General features: G+C 45.3%; 17 protein-coding genes. 10 read left to right on the top strand and 7 right to left on the bottom strand.

Annotated features, from left to right (window positions below; genetic code table 11):
- Positions 1–78: 78 nt before the first annotated feature.
- Positions 79–1254 carry a thioredoxin family protein gene (locus ABS362_RS06550; protein ID WP_350411584.1) on the bottom strand — a complete coding sequence of 392 codons (1176 nt, stop codon included), beginning with the start codon at positions 1252–1254 and terminating at the stop codon, positions 79–81.
- A gap of 209 nt (positions 1255–1463) precedes the next feature.
- Here ABS362_RS06550 and ABS362_RS06545 point away from each other — a divergent pair, with 209 nt between their 5' ends.
- Entirely contained in the window at positions 1464–1937 is a 474-nt protein-coding gene (locus ABS362_RS06545) for a nucleoside deaminase (protein ID WP_350411583.1), read from the top strand.
- A gap of 258 nt (positions 1938–2195) precedes the next feature.
- Here ABS362_RS06545 and ffh read toward each other — a convergent pair whose 3' ends face one another.
- Complete coding sequence (ffh, locus tag ABS362_RS06540; RefSeq protein WP_350411582.1) at positions 2196–3533, bottom strand: signal recognition particle protein; 1338 nt, start codon at positions 3531–3533, stop codon at positions 2196–2198.
- Between the two features lie 249 nt (positions 3534–3782).
- Here ffh and ABS362_RS06535 point away from each other — a divergent pair, with 249 nt between their 5' ends.
- Positions 3783–5108, top strand: coding sequence for a glycosyltransferase family 4 protein (locus ABS362_RS06535; protein ID WP_350411581.1), 1326 nt, complete (start codon positions 3783–3785; stop codon positions 5106–5108).
- A gap of 627 nt (positions 5109–5735) precedes the next feature.
- Here the strand turns inward: ABS362_RS06535 and arsC are convergent.
- Complete coding sequence (gene arsC / locus ABS362_RS06530) at positions 5736–6077, bottom strand: arsenate reductase (glutaredoxin) (protein ID WP_350411580.1); 342 nt, start codon at positions 6075–6077, stop codon at positions 5736–5738.
- A gap of 110 nt (positions 6078–6187) precedes the next feature.
- On the opposite strand from arsC, the gene ABS362_RS06525 reads away from it, so the two are divergent.
- The 4 genes from ABS362_RS06525 to ABS362_RS06510 all read left to right on the top strand — a co-directional run bounded on the left by ABS362_RS06525 (position 6188) and on the right by ABS362_RS06510 (position 10675).
- Positions 6188–6982 (top strand): FRG domain-containing protein, encoded by a 795-nt coding sequence (locus ABS362_RS06525; RefSeq protein ID WP_350411579.1) that lies wholly within the window; start codon positions 6188–6190, stop codon positions 6980–6982.
- A gap of 97 nt (positions 6983–7079) precedes the next feature.
- Entirely contained in the window at positions 7080–8117 is a 1038-nt protein-coding gene (locus ABS362_RS06520; protein WP_350411578.1) for a hypothetical protein, read from the top strand.
- Between the two features lie 382 nt (positions 8118–8499).
- On the top strand, positions 8500–9393 hold the full coding sequence (locus tag ABS362_RS06515; protein ID WP_350411576.1) for a transglutaminase domain-containing protein: 894 nt from the start codon (positions 8500–8502) through the stop codon (positions 9391–9393).
- 115 nt (positions 9394–9508) lie between these two features.
- Positions 9509–10675, top strand: coding sequence for a sigma-54-dependent transcriptional regulator (locus tag ABS362_RS06510; protein ID WP_350411575.1), 1167 nt, complete (start codon positions 9509–9511; stop codon positions 10673–10675).
- A gap of 62 nt (positions 10676–10737) precedes the next feature.
- On the opposite strand, the gene ABS362_RS06505 is transcribed toward ABS362_RS06510, so the two are convergent.
- Both ABS362_RS06505 and ABS362_RS06500 read right to left on the bottom strand, forming a co-directional pair.
- A complete protein-coding gene (locus ABS362_RS06505; RefSeq protein ID WP_350411574.1) occupies positions 10738–11658 on the bottom strand; it encodes a zinc-dependent peptidase in 921 nt (306 codons plus the stop codon).
- A 34-nt stretch (positions 11659–11692) separates the two neighbouring features.
- Entirely contained in the window at positions 11693–12685 is a 993-nt protein-coding gene (locus ABS362_RS06500; protein ID WP_350411573.1) for an acyl-CoA synthetase family protein, read from the bottom strand.
- A gap of 76 nt (positions 12686–12761) precedes the next feature.
- Here ABS362_RS06500 and ABS362_RS06495 point away from each other — a divergent pair, with 76 nt between their 5' ends.
- On the top strand, positions 12762–13331 hold the full coding sequence (locus tag ABS362_RS06495; protein WP_350411572.1) for a hypothetical protein: 570 nt from the start codon (positions 12762–12764) through the stop codon (positions 13329–13331).
- Positions 13332–13410: 79 nt separating this feature from the next.
- Here the strand turns inward: ABS362_RS06495 and ABS362_RS06490 are convergent, their stop codons facing one another.
- Positions 13411–15819 carry an alpha-ketoacid dehydrogenase subunit alpha/beta gene (locus tag ABS362_RS06490; RefSeq protein ID WP_350411571.1) on the bottom strand — a complete coding sequence of 803 codons (2409 nt, stop codon included), beginning with the start codon at positions 15817–15819 and terminating at the stop codon, positions 13411–13413.
- 195 nt (positions 15820–16014) lie between these two features.
- Here ABS362_RS06490 and ABS362_RS06485 point away from each other — a divergent pair, with 195 nt between their 5' ends.
- The gene (locus tag ABS362_RS06485) at positions 16015–16779 is read left to right on the top strand and encodes a DUF1573 domain-containing protein (RefSeq protein ID WP_350411570.1); all 765 of its coding nucleotides are present in this window, start codon (positions 16015–16017) and stop codon (positions 16777–16779) included.
- A gap of 223 nt (positions 16780–17002) precedes the next feature.
- Entirely contained in the window at positions 17003–18115 is a 1113-nt protein-coding gene (gene ald / locus ABS362_RS06480; RefSeq protein ID WP_350411569.1) for an alanine dehydrogenase, read from the top strand.
- A gap of 599 nt (positions 18116–18714) precedes the next feature.
- On the opposite strand, the gene ABS362_RS06475 is transcribed toward ald, so the two are convergent.
- On the bottom strand, positions 18715–19164 hold the full coding sequence (locus tag ABS362_RS06475) for a type I restriction enzyme HsdR N-terminal domain-containing protein (protein WP_350411568.1): 450 nt from the start codon (positions 19162–19164) through the stop codon (positions 18715–18717).
- 89 nt (positions 19165–19253) lie between these two features.
- On the opposite strand from ABS362_RS06475, the gene ABS362_RS06470 reads away from it, so the two are divergent.
- Positions 19254–20027, top strand: a complete 774-nt coding sequence (locus ABS362_RS06470) for an AMP nucleosidase (RefSeq protein WP_350411567.1) — start codon at positions 19254–19256, stop codon at positions 20025–20027.
- The last annotated feature ends 5 nt before the right edge of the window (positions 20028–20032 follow it).

Genomic DNA, 20032 nt, shown 5'->3' with positions numbered 1-20032 from the left:
TATGTCTTATATAGGAGAAAAAAAGCGGCGGCCCCATTTTAAATGGAGCCGCCGCTTTTATGTGTAAACTATAGTTGGTTACATATTTTTTATTTTAGCTAAAAGGTCTTCGGTTCCGGTTACATCGTCGCCATTCTTTTTGCCGGCAGCAATTGCTTTGTTGGCTGCTTCCAGTGCTTTTTGTTTCTGGCCCAGTTTGTAAAGTAAAGCTGCCTGTGTGTCTAAGTTGGCATAGCCCGGCGCAATACTTACCGATTTACTTGCCCACTCTTCCGCTTTTTGCAGCATGGCTTTGTCGTCTATCGTTTCATAGTATTTCCAGGCAATGCTGTTCAGGCGGTTTGCATCGTTGCTGAAGTAGGTATCATATAGTTTGGTATTGGCTGCATGGTACTTCGGCAGGTCCTGTTTGCGTTCGTAGTAAACAGCATCTGCAATCAACATCGACCTTTCAGCGTCTTTCAGGTTTAGTTTAGTGAGATCTGTTTTCAGTTTCGCAAATTCTGCATCTTTTCCTTCGTACGCAGCTCGATTCAGGGCCATGCCATACACACTCAGTATCTTGTTATTTACAGAGTCTGCGGTATACTTTTTGGCAAAGGCATCACGGTTCTTAACCAGGTGCGTAAACGTCGGCGATTCTAATGTACTGATGTTGTTGTAGATAAGGTTCCAGTTGCCACGTTCCATCAGTTGCTCAGATTTTTGGGTAGCGAAATATGCTTCTGCCACTTTTCCGGCATCCAGGGCGGCTTCGTTAAGCACTTTCAGGTAGCCCATCATAAAGTCTGCAGATCGTTCACCACCGTCGAATCTCCTCTGGTAAGATGCAAAATTCTTAGCTGGATCTTTGGCTATACTTGCTACATCCAGAAACATTTCGGCTGGACGGGCGCCAACAGTGCGGTGCATTATACTTCCGTCTGCATTCAGAAACAGGAAGCTTGGATAAGCCTGTACTGCATATTTTTTGGCCATCTCAATACCTTCGCCTTTCTCCATGTCCAGTTTATAGTTCACGAAGTTGGTGTTAAAGTAATCGGCTACGGCATCGTTCACAAACACATTTTTATCCATCCATTTGCAAGGGCCGCACCAGGTAGTATAAGCATCAATAAACACCGGTTTTTTCTCAGCTTTTGCCTGCGCCAGTATCTCGGCCACAGTGCCTTTCCGGAAATTTATCTCTTTGGTTTGTGCCCAAACGGTGCTGCTTACCAGCAATGCCAGCAGCCATAGTATTGATCTTTTCATATGATAGGTTTTGGTTAACGGGATGATGCTACAAACGTAGTTTATTATTTAGAACAAACTATATAGCGTAAACGATAACTACAGTTAAAATTATACTTTTCTACGGATAAATTGCCACTTAAAGATTCTTTTTTATCTTAACAGAACAATTACCCGGACGAAGCTTTTACTTAACAGGACTAACAACCAACTATAAAACATAGCATCGCATGAAACAGAAGGAAGAATTTATGATGGAAGCCATTAAGCTTTCTATAGAAAAGATGGAAGCAGGTTTTGGTGGTCCGTTCGGGGCTGTAGTTGTGTGTGACGGTAAGATTATAGCGCGCGGTTACAACAATGTTTTAGCCACCAACGACCCTACTGCGCATGCAGAAGTAGATGCCATCCGGAAAGCATGCCAGGCTTTAGGCACTTACCAACTTGATAACTGCGAACTATACACCAGCTGCGAACCCTGCCCCATGTGTTTAGGCGCCATTTACTGGGCCAGACCCAAGAAAGTATATTATGGCAACACCAAAACAGATGCCGCCCGCATCGGTTTCGACGACCAGTTTATTTACGATGAAATAGAAAAGCCCCTTACTGCCCGTGCAATACCTATGGAGCAACTTTTAGCAGATGCCGCCAAAGAAGCGTTTGACCGCTGGGAAGCGAAGGTTGATAAGACAGGGTATTGATGATTGATTGCTGATTGCTGGTTGTTGTTAGAGCTTAGCTCTTTCGGACTGGGAAGTCCGCAGCAGCCTAAGTTCCGGACAAGAATGTCCTGAACAGCATCCATTAAGAGCAGGCCAGTTTAAAATCGTGTTAATTTCTAAAACCCTGGTTCTTATAATATCCTGCAAGTTCATTAATCCTGAAAATCCTGATTCGGATAAACAAAAAAGGCTGAGTAAATGCCCAGCCTTTCTCAATTCTACAGTTTAAAGTTCCGCTTAGCGACGGCCCATCATTTTGGCAAGGTTACCTAAACCACCTTTCGTGCCAGCCATCTTGTTCATCGACTTCATCATTTTGCGCATGTCGTTAAACTGCTTCATCAGGTTGTTTACCTGTGTAATGTCAGTTCCAGAACCTTTCGCGATACGGGCACGACGGCTACCGTTTATCAGATCCGGGTTCTCGCGCTCAGCAGGCGTCATCGATTTAATAATTGCTTCGATAGGCTTAAAGGCGTTGTCGTCAATCTCAACATCTTTCAGGGCTTTGCCAACTCCAGGTATCATACCCACCAGGTCTTTGATATCACCCATTTTCTTGATCTGCTCCAGTTGGGTCAGGAAGTCGTCGAAGTTGAACTGGTTCTTACGGATCTTTTTGTTGATACGCTTCGCTTCGTCCTCATCAAACGCCTGCTGGGCACGCTCCACTAAAGAGATAACGTCACCCATGCCAAGGATACGCTGCGCCATACGATCCGGGTAGAACAGGTCAAGCGCTTCCATTTTCTCACCAGTTGAGATGAATTTGATAGGCTTCTCAACTACAGCACGGATAGAAAGGGCCGCACCACCACGGGAGTCACCATCTAACTTGGTAAGAACTACGCCATCGAAATTGATGCGGTCGTTAAAGGTTTTGGCTGTGTTCACTGCATCCTGTCCCGTCATGGAATCCACCACAAACAAGGTCTCAGTTGGCTTAACAGCAGCTTTGATCTCGGCTATTTCTTTCATCATCGCCTCATCCACGGCCAAACGACCGGCGGTATCGATGATGACTACTTTCTTGTTAGTCTTTTTGGCGTGCTCAATTGCGTTCAAGGCAATCTGAACCGGGTTTTTGTTCTCCAGTTCGGTATAAGCTTCTACGCCAACCTGCTCGGCCAAAACCTGTAGCTGGTTAATAGCAGCGGGGCGATACACGTCGCAGGCAGCCACCAATACAGATTTGCCCTGCTTTTTAAGGTAGTTTGCCAGTTTACCGGTAAAAGTTGTTTTACCAGAACCCTGCAGACCAGCGATCAGGATAATAGCCGGGTTACCTGTAATGTTGATGTCCTGCTTCTCACCACCCATCAGCTCGGTCAGCTCTTCGTACACGATTTTCACCATCAACTGGCCCGGCGACACGGAGATAAGGACATCCCGGCCCATGGCTTCGTCTTTGATCTTATCGGTTACAGTTTTGGCAACTTTATAGTTAACGTCAGCATCAACAAGGGCGCGGCGCACCTCTTTTATAGTTGCTGCAACGTTGATTTCGGTAATGCTACCCTGGCCTTTAAGCGTTTTAAAAGCGCGGTCTAGTTTGTTACTTAAATTATCAAACATCTCTTTCTTCTGGATTTACCTACAAAAATAAACAATTTTTACTTGTCAGGGTCAGTGATTAAAATGATTTATGCGATTTCTGTGATTTTATAGTTAGCGTAAACTATAGTTCTCTAATTACACAACCTGAGCCCTGGCAAATCTCATTATTCTAACCAATCCTTTTAATCACTGGTTCAGACATTCCGTAAAGCCATAATTAGTATATATATTTCTTATATTTGAACGACAGCTAAGCAACCTATAGCTTTGGAAAAGACTGACACAACAAACTTACTATACATTTCTTATTACTGGCCTCCGTCGGGCGGGCCAGGCGTGCAACGTGGCTTAAAGTTCTGTAAATACCTGCCCCAATTTGGCGTAACTGCAGGCGTACTCACCGTCGACGAAAAACAGGCATCTTACGCTTTACTTGATACCACGTTTGAAAAGGAGATCCCGGAAGGCCTGGAAGTGTACCGTACTGCTACTTCCGAGCCATTCGAGTACTATAAAAAGCTCTCCGGCAAAAAAGAAATACCTTACAGCGGCTTTGCCAACCAGAAAACCAAAGACACTTTTCTAGATAAGGTGTTCAAGTTTGTGCGCGGCAACCTGTTTATACCGGATGCCCGTGTTGGCTGGAACAAGCATGCCCTTAAAAAAGCCGAAGAACTTATAGTTGCCGGTAAATACAAAGCAATCCTTACCACCAGTCCGCCGCATTCTACGCAGCTTATCGGGCTTAAGTTAAAGCAAAAATATAAACTGCCCTGGGTTGCAGACCTCCGTGACCCCTGGACCAACATCCATTACTACGACCAGCTGCTGCACACACCTATTGCCAAGCGTTTAGATGAAAAGTACGAGCGTCAGGTGCTGGAGCAGGCCGATGCCATTATAGTTACCAGCGAAGACACAAAACGTCTGTTCCTGAACAAACCGGCTAATATTCACGCCGATAAGATTCATGTTATTCCGAATGGCTACGACGAAGACGATTTTGTTTACCCGAGTAATCCGCCACAGGATGAATTTCTGATAACCTATACCGGTACTATAACAGAGCAGTATAATATTGATGTCTTCCTGAAGGTGATAGCCAACCTGCTTTCTACGCACAGCGAAATAAACTATAAGCTTCGGTTTGTAGGCAAGGTATCGGAAGGTGTGAAACAACGGATCGCCAAAGCCGGCCTGGAAGGTATAACGGAATACATTTCATACGTCCCTCACCAGGAAGCCATTAAACACATGATGGAAAGTACGATGCTGTTGCTTTCCATTGCGGAAGTAGACAGCGTGTACGCCAACGTGCCGGGCAAATTGTTCGAGTACTTGGCTTCCAACAAACCAATCGTAGCGCTTGGCCCCGTACATTCCGCCATGGACCAGATCATAGACGAATGTGGCGCTGGCCGCCTGTTCCATTATACTGCCTACGACCTGATGCTGGACCACATGACACAAATGAGTAAAGCCTGGAAGATCAATCCGAATCTGGACCTGCCTTACATTAATCACTCCCAGTTCTCGAGAAGAGCGTTAACAAAGGAGTTGGCAAAGGTGGTGAAGGGGTTGATTAAGGTTTAATGGATTTTAAAGACCTGGCAGTGTTCCCGAAAGCATTCGGGACTGGTCTCCGCTCCTGCTAGTGGCTGGATTTATAGTTTATAGTTCTATAGTTGTTGATTAACACCCCTATTGAGCTATGCTCGCAAGTTTCGAACTCCCGTTCTCACTTGTCCTCAAGGGGATAGTTCTTACTATCCCATAGGTTACTTAATAGTTCTATAGTTAAATTCCATCCATGGACAGGTCGCGACCTGTCCCTACGGAATTATGACCATGATAAATGTCGAAGCTTACCGTTTCAAACTATAGTTCAGCAGTTACTATGAGAAGTATCACAGTCTTTGGGTTGAGCGCCTTTGATTTGTTGCGGTGCCGCAGGCAACCCGAGGTTACGAGGGTAGCTTCAAATCAGCAGCGCGATGCCCGAAGACGAGGCCTCCCGACCGTGAGGGTGCCAAGTTGAAAATGAAACTATAGGTTTGTAAAGCTCCCAGGATTGGAAGTGACTATGGAAGGATAGCTTGGTTAAAGAAGGATTATCTTCAACTATAGAATTCAGATTTCTCATTAGGTTCGAAATGACAAAAGAGAAATTTAAGGACAAAAAGGCTTTCTCGTCTATCACTCGATATGAGGAACCAGCAACTATAGCAACTGCAATACATTCTCCGGCGGACGACCAATAACCGCTTTATCACCTTTTACAACAATTGGTCTTTCAATCAGCACAGGATTCTCAACCATAGCTTGTATCCATTCTTCATTACTCAACTGCTTCCCAGCATACTGCTCTTTATATATGGCTTCGCCTTTGCGTACTAACTCCTCCGGTTTCATACCCAGTTTCTGAAGCACATCTTTCAGTTCAGCAGCATTTGGGGTTTGTTTCAGATATTCAACTATCTCTACCTCCTGGTTATTCTCTTTCAACAGATCAAGCGTGCAGCGGCTTTTGCTACAGCGGTTGTTATGGTAAATTTTGATCATGGCAACTATAGGTTATTTCTGTAAAAGTATAAATTTCCCTTATCTTACGTAAAGTTTACCGCACGAAACGTCAGACACAAATCAGGTACAACCCTCAAGATAAAAACACTATGCACGCAGGCACCGACATTGTCGTTAATTCCTGGATAGAGCTGCAGGCCGCCCTCTTCGACCACAGCTGGGACCCGCAACTGGGCCGTTTCCGGTCGAGTTACGTTTACCGTGGCAACTGGAACAAATCATATGACCTGAGCACCAGCATTACCCGCATTGGCCCTCAGTTTGAAAGGCTGGAGCCCCATATTCTGCGCAATTTCAGAAAGTATGCGCACGGCACCGCTCCCCAGGATGATACCATCTGGAACTGGCTGGCCATGGCACAGCATCACGGTCTCCCAACCCGCCTCCTCGACTGGAGCTACTCGCCTTATGTTGCCCTGCACTTTGTAACTGACCTTCTGGATAAGTATGAAGAAGACGGCGCTGTATGGTGTGTAGACTATGTAAAATCGAAACAATACCTGCCCCCTGCCTTGCTGGCTGCTGTAAACGAAGAAGGCGCCAGCGTATTTACACCCGAAATTCTGGCACCGGTAAGCCCTACACTAAAAAAACTGCAGAGCTTTCAAGACGAAGAGTTTGTGTTGTTCCTGGAGCCACCGTCATTGGATGCCCGCATTGTACAGCAATATGCCCTTTTCTCGATGATGTCGGATGTAAAATCGGAGCTGAGTTTGTGGTTGCAACAGCACCCGGAGTTGTATTTCAGAGTGATCATTCCGGCAGAACTGAAGTGGGAGATACGCGACAAACTGGACCAGGCTAACATCACGGAGCGCGTACTTTTCCCGGGGCTGGCCGGCCTGAGCCAGTGGCTGAAGCGGCATTATACTCATTCGAAATAAGAAAACTAAATTTTAACTAAATTGAGGTAAGCAGTTGTGCGGGGGTAACTATAAAATTGCTAACTTATGCAGTAATTACACCCTTACATTCCTGTTTATGTTTACCCGCGTACGCTTTACTTCTAAACTCCCAAAGAACCGTTTAGCATTTTTACTTTGTACTACTACTTTGTTTGCCAGCAGTTGCATGCAGGAGCGCGAAGCACAACAAGCCGCCGCCCCACTGCAACAGGAAACTATAGTTGCCCCTGATACACTGGCTAAAACAAAAGTAAAAACAGATACTACAACTGTAGTAACACAAACGACTCCAGATACCTCCTGGATTTACCCTGGACCGAAGCCATTGCCGGGCGCGATACTTCCTGAAAAGCGGATTCTGGCATTTTATGGTAACCCACTCTCGAAACGTATGGGTATTTTAGGCGAACTGCCACCGGAGCAGATGCTGCAGAAACTGGACGAAGAAGTAGCCAACTGGAGCAAAGCCGACCCAACCACACCCGTACAACCTGCACTGCATGTTATAGTTGTTACTGCTCAGGGCCACCCAAGCGCCGGTGGAAAGTACAGGTTGCGCATGCGCCACAAGATGATCGATGATGTGCTGGAGATTGCCAAAAAGCGCGATGCGATCGTTTTCCTGGATGTGCAGGTAGGCCATAGTACCTTGCAGGCTGAGTTGCCGGAACTTGAGAAATACCTTAGCCTGCCAAATGTACACTTAGGTATTGATGCCGAGTTTGCGATGAAAGACGGAACAATACCGGGCCGTAAAATAGGCTCTTTTAACGCAGACGATATAAATTATGCAACCAGCTACCTGGCTGACCTGGTCACTAAAAACCAGATTCCGCCGAAGATGCTGATCGTGCACCGCTTTACTCAAGGCATGATCAAAAACACAGAAAACATTAAACTGGACCCACGCTACCAGGTTGTAATGCATATGGATGGCTGGGGCGGACCTGCCCTCAAAAAAGATACGTACCGGCGCTATATTAAAAACGAACCGGTGCAGTTTACAGGTTTTAAGCTATTCTATAAAAACGACACTAAAAACGGTCATCGCCTGATGACACCGGAAGAAGTACTGGCACTTACACCAACACCGATGTATATCCAGTATCAGTAAGCGTTTCTATAGTTCATATTATTTCAAAAGCCGGACTTAGCCTGTAACCATAGGTTTGGTCCGGCTTTTCTCTAGTTATAGTGTACTCGTTTTTATACACTCCCAATTTTTCGTTAAATATAGTATAATCTTATATTTAGTTGTTTATGCATCATTTTCTCCTGCTTTAGTATAATTCCCTGCTTTTAGCTAAAAAGCTTTTATTTATAAAAAATATTCCCGAACTTAAAAACAGAAAGGCCGCCTCCCGTATTTTCTATATAAAATAAATTATACATAAAAGGAGTAATAAGGCCCGGATTTTGCGTTAGGATAATAAAGGAATAAGATAAAGGTACAGTACTGTACTTTTTATACAACAACTTTTAGCGAGAGGGGAAATATGGCGCAGTTCTTACAACCTAAATTGGCAATGGGTTTTGCCGTTCGGTTTATCCAGATCATTATTGTGTTTCCGATGGCGGTGCTACTTAGCTTTTACATACCGCCTTACAAGAGCATGGACTATGAGTTACACTTCCTGCTGTGGCTTATGATTTCGGCGGCTGTCTCGGTTATAGTTACCCGTATCAGTCCCAAGCTTATCGTGTTCACGTTCTTCTCTATTATGGGCGTGTTCTTTTACAACAGCACCTTCCCTAACTATACCTTCGGCGACATTTACTCTGATTACAATGCTGCCCTGGTAAACATGACCAGCAACCCGCATAAGGTGTCGTACTTTAAGCCGGTGAAGGGTACATATTTCCAGGAAGAGCGTGTAAAAAATGCCATGCAGGCAACACACCCAAAGCTGCGCAACTTTGCCGTAGAGAACTCTACCCGCTATTTCCACGACGAATATTACCGCAAGTATGGCAAGCTGACCCGTTATTTTTCGCTATTCAAACATATTCGCCTGAACTGGAAATATGTGAACGACCCGGTAAATATGGATTATTATTCGCCTCCCATTGAAAGCATGGAACTGCTGGCCGGCGACTGCGATGATTATGCTATCCTGATGGCCTCATCGGTAATGGCTATAGGAGGCGAAGCTCGCGTGGTGATCTCTGAGAGCCATATGTACACCGAAGTAAAAGTTGGCAAATCAAAAGATATAGATGCGGTAAGCCATGTGGTAAGAACCTTGTTTCCGGATGAGGTAAACAGCGGTAAAATCCACTTCCACGAGACTAATGATGAGCTTTGGATCAACTTCGATTATACTGCGCGTCACCCGGGTGGTTACTTCCTGGAGCCTGAACTATACAGTGTGATCGCTTTTAACAAATAAGCTGATACCAGAAGTATACTAAATCAGTTATATACACGTACAAGTGCAACAGCCACCCTTGCCGGTGGCTGTTTTATTTTTTAATTTAGCCTGATAACATAAACTGATTCTACCTATGCCCAAAATTCTGATTATAGATGATGAGCGGGCCATCCGTAGTACCCTGAAAGAAATTCTGGAGTTTGAGAATTACGTCGTTGACGAAGCCGAAGACGGTGAAAAGGGACTACAGCTCCTGAGCAAAAGCAAATACGATGTAGCGCTCTGCGATATTAAGATGCCCGGTATGGACGGGCTGGAAGTGCTGGAAAAAGCCATGGAGATATCGCCTGACACGCCGTTCATCATGATATCGGCACACGGAACGATAGACACTGCCGTGGAAGCTACAAAAAAAGGCGCCTACGATTTTCTGCAGAAACCACCGGATCTGAACCGCCTGCTGGTAACTGTCCGCAATGCCCTGGATAAAGCCACCCTGGTAACCGAAACCAAGATCCTGAAGAAGAAGATATCCAAGACCTATGAAATGGTGGGTACTTCGGGAGCATTGGGACGTGTTAAACAGGCCATAGAAAAAGTGGCCCCTACCGATGCCCGCGTACTCATTACCGGTCCTAACGGGTCTGGTAAAGAACTGGTAGCGCGCTCTATCCACGAACACAGCAACCGCAGCCATGGACCATTGATAGAAGTTAACTGCGCCGCTATACCAAGCGAGCTGATAGAGAGTGAATTGTTCGGCCACGAAAAAGGCTCATTTACATCAGCGGTGAAGCAGCGCATCGGTAAGTTTGAGCAGGCCAATGGCGGTACCTTGTTTCTGGATGAGGTAGGTGATATGAGCCTTTCGGCGCAGGCCAAAGTGTTGCGAGCACTGCAGGAGCATAAAATTACCCGCGTTGGCGGCGATAAAGATATTCAGGTGGATGTTCGCGTAATTGCGGCAACCAACAAAAACCTTCTGGAAGAAATCGAATCCAAAAATTTCCGCGAAGACTTGTACCACCGCCTGGGTGTTATACTCATACATGTGCCGCCACTTAACGAGCGCCGCGAAGACATTCCGGACCTGGTAGCCAAGTTTTTAAATGATATTGCCAACGACTACGGTAACAAACCTAAAACCATAGCTGCCGATGCGATGCAGTATTTGCAGGGACTGGACTGGCGAGGTAATGTGCGCGAACTGCGAAATGTGGTAGAGCGACTGGTAATTATGAGCGGGAATGAAATTACGCTGGAAGATGCCAAAGCATATGCACGACCTGTTGTAGCATAACTATAGCTCCAACTATAAACCGCCGGCCCGGAGTATTTAAACTTCAGACCGGCGGTTTTTCTTTAGGCAGCCTGCTTTTTTAATAAGCAGCAGTTCTTATACTTTTCACCGCTGCCGCATGGGCAGGATTCGTTTCGGCCAACCCGCTTGCCATACGGATTTAACAGCTCCCTGAAATTAAGTTTAAACCTTCGTTTAGGATTTTGCTTGAATATCTTAGTAAGCAGCGCGTATAGTTTAGGATGCTTTTCGGCCAGTTTATCGGGTTTTTCAAAAAAGTATTCGGTAACTACGGCAAAAAACTCGGCTTCGCTTGTAGCGCCATAGTCATCTATATCCGACTCCCCTTTTTTTATGCTTTTGATCTTGCGGTACATTAGCTCGCGCCATGGCTCTACCCATTCGTCAGGCAGGTATGTTTCAGGAACACCATCGATCTCTCCGTCTGTCTGGTCGAGCATGTGGGCAAATTCATGTATGCCTACATTTTTCCGGTCGGCCATATCGTTGAAGCCCCGTTCCAACGCCGGCTTAGATAACGTAACATAATGGTCGTTCTGAAAAGGGTTTACGCGACCCAACACTTCAGATACAGCCTCGCTATCCTGGTCTTTGTACTTGTGTATGCTCCCCGGAAACACAAACACCTCACCCAGGTTAGGATATTCCCAGTCCTTAAATCCGAAGATCGGGATAATGGCACTTGATGCAACCAGTACTTTTGTAAGGTCATCTACCTTTAAATCGATACCCGTTATGCGCTTTTCAGACAGAAACAATTGCACCATTTTCTCGAAACGCTGCTTGTCTTCGTCTGTCTTTAAAGTGTGGTAAAAACCAACCCGGTCGTTCAGTATCTTCCGCCATTCAGCAGGGAAATCAGTTTTCAAAACCTTTTTCCTGTTCCGCTCTTTACGCGTTGCCCAACTATAGAAAAGAAGGCAAACAGCAAGAACTATAACTATAAAAAAAACATATCCCATGGCAGGCTATAACGCAGTTGCTTTAAGAAGGATGTTACGCGATGAGTAAATTACAGCCACGGATATCAGAATTATCAAAGCGCCCGAGTACTTCAAAAGTGCCATTGTCATGCATTCTGCCAATATCCTTTGTCTCAATAAAAGCACAGGAATCTATGTTAGCCAAATCGATTACGTTAATACCGCCGCTTCTGTGATGGGCACCAATATCAAACGGATCGTTAAGGTCGCGGAGTAAGATCTGCATGGTTTGGCCAGGTTTAAAAATGCCCTCGCCCATGGAATAGCCCTGCGAGAGCAGTTCGGTCATGCCGTATTCAGAGTGTATTGTTTCAACTCCAAAACCTTGTTTCAGGTAACTATGGAGTTCTTCACGCACCATTTCCCGGTGACGGCCTTTCATTCCACCGGTTTCCATTATAGTTACGCCGTTAAAACTATAGTTGCTTTTTAGTTCTTCGGCCCAGTCCAGCAACGCGTAGCTTACCCCAATCAGTAATACTTTTTTTCCTCGTGCCCGGGCTGTTTCTATAGTTTGCAGCAATTCCTGGTGATTATGTAAATAAAATCCTTCTTCTGTTTGCCCGGTCTGTTTTATAAAATAATCAACCATGGCCACCAAACTGGAGCCGCCCTGCTCTAAATAAGACGGTAAAAGTGCCAGCACTACATACTGCTCCAGTGGTCCGTAAAATTGCTCGAAAATGTGCTTTGTAACCTGGTTATACCAGTGCAGGTCGGCTACATAATGTTTGCTACGGGTTTGCTGGGTAGTGCCGCTACTATAAAAAGTGACTTCGGGCTCAAAAGTACCGGTTGCAACCTTTTGCAGTTTAAAGAACTCTATAGGTAAGAAAGGGATCTGTTTTAAGGTATTTACCTGATCCGGTTTAATGTGCAGGTTTTGCAGGTACGTTTTGTAAAGTGGGTTATTTTCGGCCTGGTACCTGAAAAGCGACAGTGCCAATTGGGTAAAATCGGAAGGTTGCCCGAGTAACTGCTGTTTGAACTGTGCCTTAAAATCCATCAAATAAACTTATAACAAATCCTATATCTAATCGTTTGATTTAGTAAATTTAGCTTCATTTTTCTGATTTCCCTGTATGAACTATACGCTAAAATATGGCCTTGCCTGCCTGGTGCTGGTGCTTGCCCTTGCATCGTGCCGCAAAGAACCCAACTACCCCGACGAACCAGAGATCTCTTTTAAGCGAATAGAACAGGTGAGTCATGATGATGAAGGCCTGCAGATAGACAGTATTTTTTTGGTGATAAACTTCAAGGACGGCGATGGCAACCTGGGGCTTTCAACAGACAGGCAATCGTCGGATTACTTCCCTCCTTTTAACGTGGGCTCCACTTACGAGAACAATTTTAAGGTGAAGCTTTTACAACGCGTGGAGGACCCTAACAATCCGGGCCAGTTTATTTTCAGAGAATACCAGTTTCCGGTTGAAGGCTTTGACCTGAGCGGGCGTTTCCCGAGGATCAGCACCGATGATCGTGAAGAGCCGCTGGAAGGTGAGATACGGTTTGGGATGGAGTTTACGGAAGAGTTTTTCAGGCCCGGCGAAGTCATCAAGTTTGAAGTGTTTATTTACGACCGCGAGACACCTGTACCGAACAAAAGCAATGTAATTGTATCAGACCCTGTCACATTGTTTACCGAATAAGTAACCCAACTATAGTAACTATAAAAAAGGCCCTGCAACTATAGCTGCAGGGCCTTTCTGTTTTTTATATGATCTTCACTTAATAGATCGTAGGATATGTTTCAGGATCAGCTTCGTGCATAATGTCGTATACCGCTTCAAAAACATCTTCAGTGTTAGGCTTAGAGAAGTAATCGCCATCAGAACCATACGGCGGACGGTGCGCCTGCGCTGCCAGGCATTGCGGCTTCGAATCCAGCCATCTCCAGGCTCCCTGTTCGTCTACAACCTGCTGCATCATAAAGGCACTTGCGCCACCTGGCACGTCTTCGTCGGTAAACAATACACGGTTCGTTTTCTTGATGGAGTCAGTGATCACATGCTCAATATCGAAAGGTAACAGTGTCTGCACGTCTACTACTTCCGCTGAGATGCCAAATTCCTCCAGCTGGCGGGCAGCTTCCATAACAATGCGGCACATAGAGCCATAGGTAACTATAGTTACATCCGAACCTTCTTTCAGAATTTCCGGCTTACCAAGCGGCACTGTAAACTCTGCAATGTTATTCGGGATACGCTCTTTTAACCTGTAACCGTTTAAGCACTCAATTACCAGTGCCGGCTCATCAGATTTCAGCAAGGTATTATAGAAACCTGCTGCCTGTGTCATGTCGCGCGGTACTAAAACGTGCATACCACGAATGCTGTTCAGGATCATACCAATCGGGGAACCTGAGTGCCAGATACCCTCCAAGCGGTGACCGCGGGTACGAACTATAAGCGGCGCTTTCTGGCCACCTTTTGTACGGTACTGTAAACAAGCCACGTCATCAGACAAGATCTGGATCGCATATAACAGGTAATCCAGGTACTGAATTTCAGTGATCGGGCGAAGACCGCGTAATGCAGCGCCTATCCCCTGGCCAATGATGGTACACTCACGGATACCGGTATCTGTAACGCGCAGTTCGCCATATTTTTCCTGTAGACCGGCAAATGCCTGGTTCACGTCACCTATTTTACCAACGTCTTCGCCTATGGCAAATACGCGCGGGTCGCGGGCAAGCATGGCATCAAAGCAAGCCTGTAATACTTCGCGGCCATCTACAACCGGGGAGTTATCATCAAACTCAGCTTTTACTTCTTCAACAAGCAGTGCCGACTCTTCAGACTGGCTATACAGATATGAATTGAAACGATCTGCATTCTCTCCTATAGTTTGCTCCAGCCAACCCACCAGTTCACGTTTGGCAGCGTTGTTTTCGTCGCGGACATAACGCAAGGCCTTACGCACCGCTCTAACTGCATCGCTGCGGATAGGTACAGTTACTTTGCGAAGCTCTTCGGTTATAGTTGCAATTTCGGTAATATGCTCACTCGCGGCTGCCAGGTCATCCAGTAACTGAAGTGCTTCAGCATGATCTTCTTTTATACCTGCATCAAAAGCGCTCCATGCATTGGTACGGGCTACACGAACAGCGTCTTTTGCCTCGTTTTCTATCTGGTCGAGCTGATCTGTGGTGGATATACCGTTATCCAGTATCCACTCACGCATCTTTTTAAGGCAGTCATAGTCAGCTTCCCAATCCAGTCTTTCTTTAGACTTGTAGCGCTCATGAGAGCCGGATGTTGAGTGACCTTGCGGCTGCGTTACTTCTTCTACGTGCACCAGAACCGGCACATGCTGCTCACGGCAAACGCGTACGGCTGTTTCGTAGGTTTCGCAGAGAGCGGCATAATCCCAACCCTTCACTTTAAATATCTCGTAGCCCTGCTCCCCTTCTGCGTTGCGCTGGAAACCGGCTAAAATTTCAGATATACTGCCTTTGGTGGTCTGGTACTCAGCTGGCACCGAAATACCGTAGCCGTCATCCCAAACAGAAACCAGCATTGGCACCTGCAGCACACCACCGGCATTTATAGCTTCAAAGAACATGCCTTCAGATGTAGAAGCATTACCTATAGTTCCGAATGCTACCTCATTACCATTGACCGAAAACTGCTGTAAATGCTGTAACTCAGGGTTCTGGCGGTATAGTTTAGATGCATAAGCTAAGCCAACAAGACGTGGCATCTGCGAAGCAGTTGGCGAAATATCGGAACTGGAGTTCTTCTGTTCCATGATATTTTTCCAGTTACCTTCATCATCAAGCGAACGTGTTCCGAAGTGACCGTTCATGGCGCGACCGGCTGTTGATGGCTCGGCTTCTACATCGGTATGGGCGTATAGTTGGGCAAAGTATTGTTGTAGTGTAAGCTCGCCAATGGCAAACATAAAGGTCTGGTCGCGGTAATAGCCCGAACGGAAATCGCCGTTCTGGAAGAATTTGGCCATAGCCAGCTGCGCTACTTCCTTACCATCTCCGAAAATACCGAACTTGGCTTTGCCCATAAACACTTCCTTGCGACCTGCAAGGCTGGCATGGCGGCTTTCCCAGGCTATGCGGTAATCCTGAAGTATTTCTTCAGCAGTTAATTTTTGAGTTATAGATACTTCAGCAGTTTGCATGTTATATCAGGTATATACTTGAGGTATAATTTCATTCAAAAGTACAGAACATTAGCCTAAACTTCAAATTAAGCCCATCCTTCACTAAATTTGGTACGGTAGTGGAACCCGTTTTATAAAAGATTCCTTATCTTTGTTTTACTCCTGAAAATAAAGAGCCATTTTTTACGTTATTTTGCTTCTCAATTTTTTGAAATGAGAAAAAACATATACATTATTGCGTTACTAATTTTATTACTGGTTAGTTTTGGTGCAAGTGCACAAGGCGAACTTACTTTCGAAAAGGAAACGCATGACTTTGGCAAAATAGCAGAAGGCACGCAGGCTACTTACGAGTTTAAGGTAAAGAACGTGGGAGATCAGCCGGTGGTTATTGCTAATGTGCAGCCATCGTGTGGGTGCACCACCCCAGACTGGACTAAAACGCCAATATTGCCAGGGAAAACAGGAGTTATAAAAGCAGTTTATAACAGTACAGGCCGCCCGGGACCGTTCCATAAGTCTATTTCGGTTACGTCAAATGCTAAAACGCCTAACACTACCATTTACATAAAAGGTGACGTTGGCCCAAAAGATTTGAAAAACAGTTATACACAGGAACAAAAACTGATGTCGCCGCGTTTGGCAGTTGGAAGCACAATTTATAGCTTTGGAAAACTTGAAAAAGGACAAAAAGCTGTAGCTAAATTCATCATTAAAAATACAGGTCGGCAGGACCTGGTAGTGCAAGGGGTACAAAGCAAATGCAATTGCGTGAGCTATAGAGTATCTAAGCCGTCAATAAAAGCAGGAGAACAAGCAGTTTTGGAACTTAGATACATTCCGGTGATGTTAAAGGAGCAAAACGAGCAGGTAACTGTACTTTCAAACGATATAGTAATGCCAAACCTCAGGCTAACATTAAAAGCAAATGTAGTGGAGAGCGAGGCTAACAGAAATATGTTAAGGGAAGGCGAATAGCCCAACCTTTCAGATAGTTTTTTTCATAGTTTTATTTTGTACTAACGGCAGTGATTTTATCGCTGCCTTTTTTCATTTTATACCTTCCCGTTTCTTCCATTTCTTATAGTTTCCGGTACAATTTACTGGCATTATCAGTCTAATTAAAGCTTGTTAGATTTGTTGTTTTAATTACCTGAAGTTGTGGTATATTTGCGCAGCTTTAAATAAAAGATACAACGTCATGATAATTGGTGTTCCAAAGGAAATCAAGAATAACGAGAACCGTGTAGGTGTAACTCCTGCCGGTGTTAACGCACTAGTAGGTAACGGCCACACCGTGTACGTACAGGCTACTGCTGGCGAAGGCAGCGGTTTTGCTGATGAAGATTATGTAAAAGCGGGCGCTACTATTCTTCCAACTATACAGGAAGTTTATGGCATCGCTGAAATGATCATTAAAGTAAAAGAGCCTATCGAATCGGAATACAGCCTGATCAAGAAAGACCAGTTGCTGTTCACTTATTTCCACTTTGCTTCTTACGAGCCATTAACGCACGCCATGATAGAGCGTGGCGCAGTTTGCCTTGCTTACGAAACTGTAGAAAGAGCAGACAGAAGCCTTCCGCTTCTGGTGCCTATGTCAGAAGTTGCTGGTCGTATGGCCATTCAGGAAGGTGCTAAATACCTGGAGAAACCATTGAAAGGCCGTGGCATACTATTGGGTGGCGTACCAGGTGTTCGTCCTGCTAAGGTTATGATCCTGGGTGGTGGTATAGTTGGTACCAACGCTGCTAAAATGGCTGCCGGTATGGGTGCTGATGTAACGATAATGGATACAAACCTAGCCCGCCTGCGCTACCTGGATGATATTATGCCTGCAAACGTGAACACGTTCATGTCGAATGAGTACAACATCCGCGAGCTGTTACCTACCCACGACCTGATCATTGGTGCGGTATTGATACCAGGTGCTAAAGCGCCACACCTGATCACGAGAGAGATGCTGAAGGAAATGCGTCCGGGTACTGTGCTTGTTGACGTAGCAGTAGACCAGGGCGGTTGTATTGAAACCTGTAAGCCAACTACGCACGAGAACCCAACTTTTATTATCGACGATATCGTGCATTACTGCGTGGCTAACATGCCGGGTGCTGTACCTTATACTTCAACGCTTGCACTTACAAACGCTACCCTTCCTTACGCGCTGCAAATAGCAAACAAAGGCTGGAAACAAGCATGTGCCGACAACGAAGAACTGAAAAAAGGTCTGAACGTGGTGAACGGTAAAGTAGTGTACAAAGGTGTTGCTGAAGCCTTTAACTTAGAATACACGCCAGTAGAGTCAGTTTTATAGTCTGACTGGAAATAGATTAAAAACGCCTCCTGTAGTTTCTGCAGGAGGCGTTTTTATTTATGGTTACTTAGGCTTTTACCTTAGGAACAGGGGCAGAATTTAACCCACCCCTGCCTCTCCCGAGAGGGGAATTTTGCCTTTGCTATAGTTACAGCTGTAGTTTTATAGTTACAGACCATGAGCAGGCACAAGGAAATAGACCCACGAAAAATGTCGAAGCTTACCGGTTCTAACTATAATTTAGCGGTTACTATGAGAAACATCTCAGTCTTTGGGTTGAGCGCCTTGTGAATATCTGGTGGCGAAGCCATTGCGAAGAATGAGCAAAAGAGATTCGCACAGCGCGATGCCCGAAGACGGGGCCTCCCGGCCGAGAGGGCACCAAAGCTGGATTGAAACGACAGGTAAATAAAGCTCCCAGGATTGAAAGGGGTTTGAAAATATAGCTTGGTGCGGAAGTAGGGTTTACAACTATAGGACACAGATTTCTCCTTTCGTCGAAATGACAATAACGAACTATAGAAATATAAGATCCTTCACAGCTACGCTGGCTCTCTTCGGCTCGCGCCTCAAGAATGCTCAGGATGACAAATGAGAAACTATAGTTGACTATACACAGGTATCTCCAGCAGCGGCTGAAACTGACGAGTATCAAAATCAACCTGCCAGCAATAATGCGCTAAGCCATTGGTAATAACTACAAATTTTGCTTTTAAAGTCTGGTTATAAACAGATACCTGCTTTACTACATCCTGCGTAATCGGCACATACGAAGCTTTACACTCAACCAACAAAAAAGGATTACCGCTGTTATCGTACACACACAGATCGGTGCGTTTTTGAAGCTTGTTATAGTTAGTGCCGCGTTCTATACTAATAAGGCTTTTGGGGTACAGCAGGTCGTTTATCAGGTAATGTAGAAAATGCTGCCTGACCCATTCTTCGGGGGTTAAAACGATATTCTTTCGGCGCAGTATATCAAAAATGAGATAATTCGCACCGGATTTTGTAATTTTGTGTTCGAATGGTGGCAGATTAAGAGCATCCATGCTGCAATTTAGCCATTTTCTGACGCTCCGCCCTAGTAGTACCTACTACCAAGGCGGATTTTTTATATCTATTTGAGTATATTTAATTTATGAAGACTAAAGAAGAGATCGTAAGCGATTGGTTACCCCGGTACACGGGCGTGCCATTAGAAGAGTTTGGAGAATATATCCTGCTTACCAATTTTGTTAACTACGTGCGCATGTTTGCCGACCGCTTTGAAGTGGAAATGAACGGCCTGGACAAGCCCATGCAAACGGCAACTGCCAACAACATTACCATTATTAACTTTGGTATGGGTAGCGCGATGGCGGCAACTGTAATGGACCTGCTTTCTGCTATTAAGCCAAAGGCAGCTTTGTTTTTAGGTAAATGCGGTGGTTTGAAGCGCAAAACACAGATAGGCGACCTTATCCTTCCGATTGCGGCAATCCGTGGTGAGGGTACATCTGATGACTATCTGCCCCCTGAAATTCCGGCCCTGCCATCGTTCCGTTTACAACGTTCTGTATCGTCTATGATCAAAAAGCATGAGATGGATTACTGGACCGGTACTGTGTACACAACCAACCGCCGCGTTTGGGAGCACGACGAAGATTTTAAAGACTACCTGCGCCAGATCCGTGCAATGGGTATTGATATGGAAACGGCTACCATATTTGTAGTTGGCTTTATTAACGAGATCCCGCATGGTGCACTGTTACTGGTTTCAGATAACCCGATGATACCGGAAGGTGTGAAAACATCAGCCAGCGATAAACTGGTAACCACTTCGTATGTTGAAAAGCACCTGAGTATTGGTATTGATTCGCTGATCGAACTTCAAAATTCAGGTGAATCTGTTAAACACATGCGCTTCGAATAAAAAAC

This window comes from Pontibacter populi (genome assembly GCF_040278685.1).
Lineage (GTDB): Bacteria > Bacteroidota > Bacteroidia > Cytophagales > Hymenobacteraceae > Pontibacter > Pontibacter populi.
This window is presented reverse-complemented; position numbering and strand designations above follow the sequence as displayed.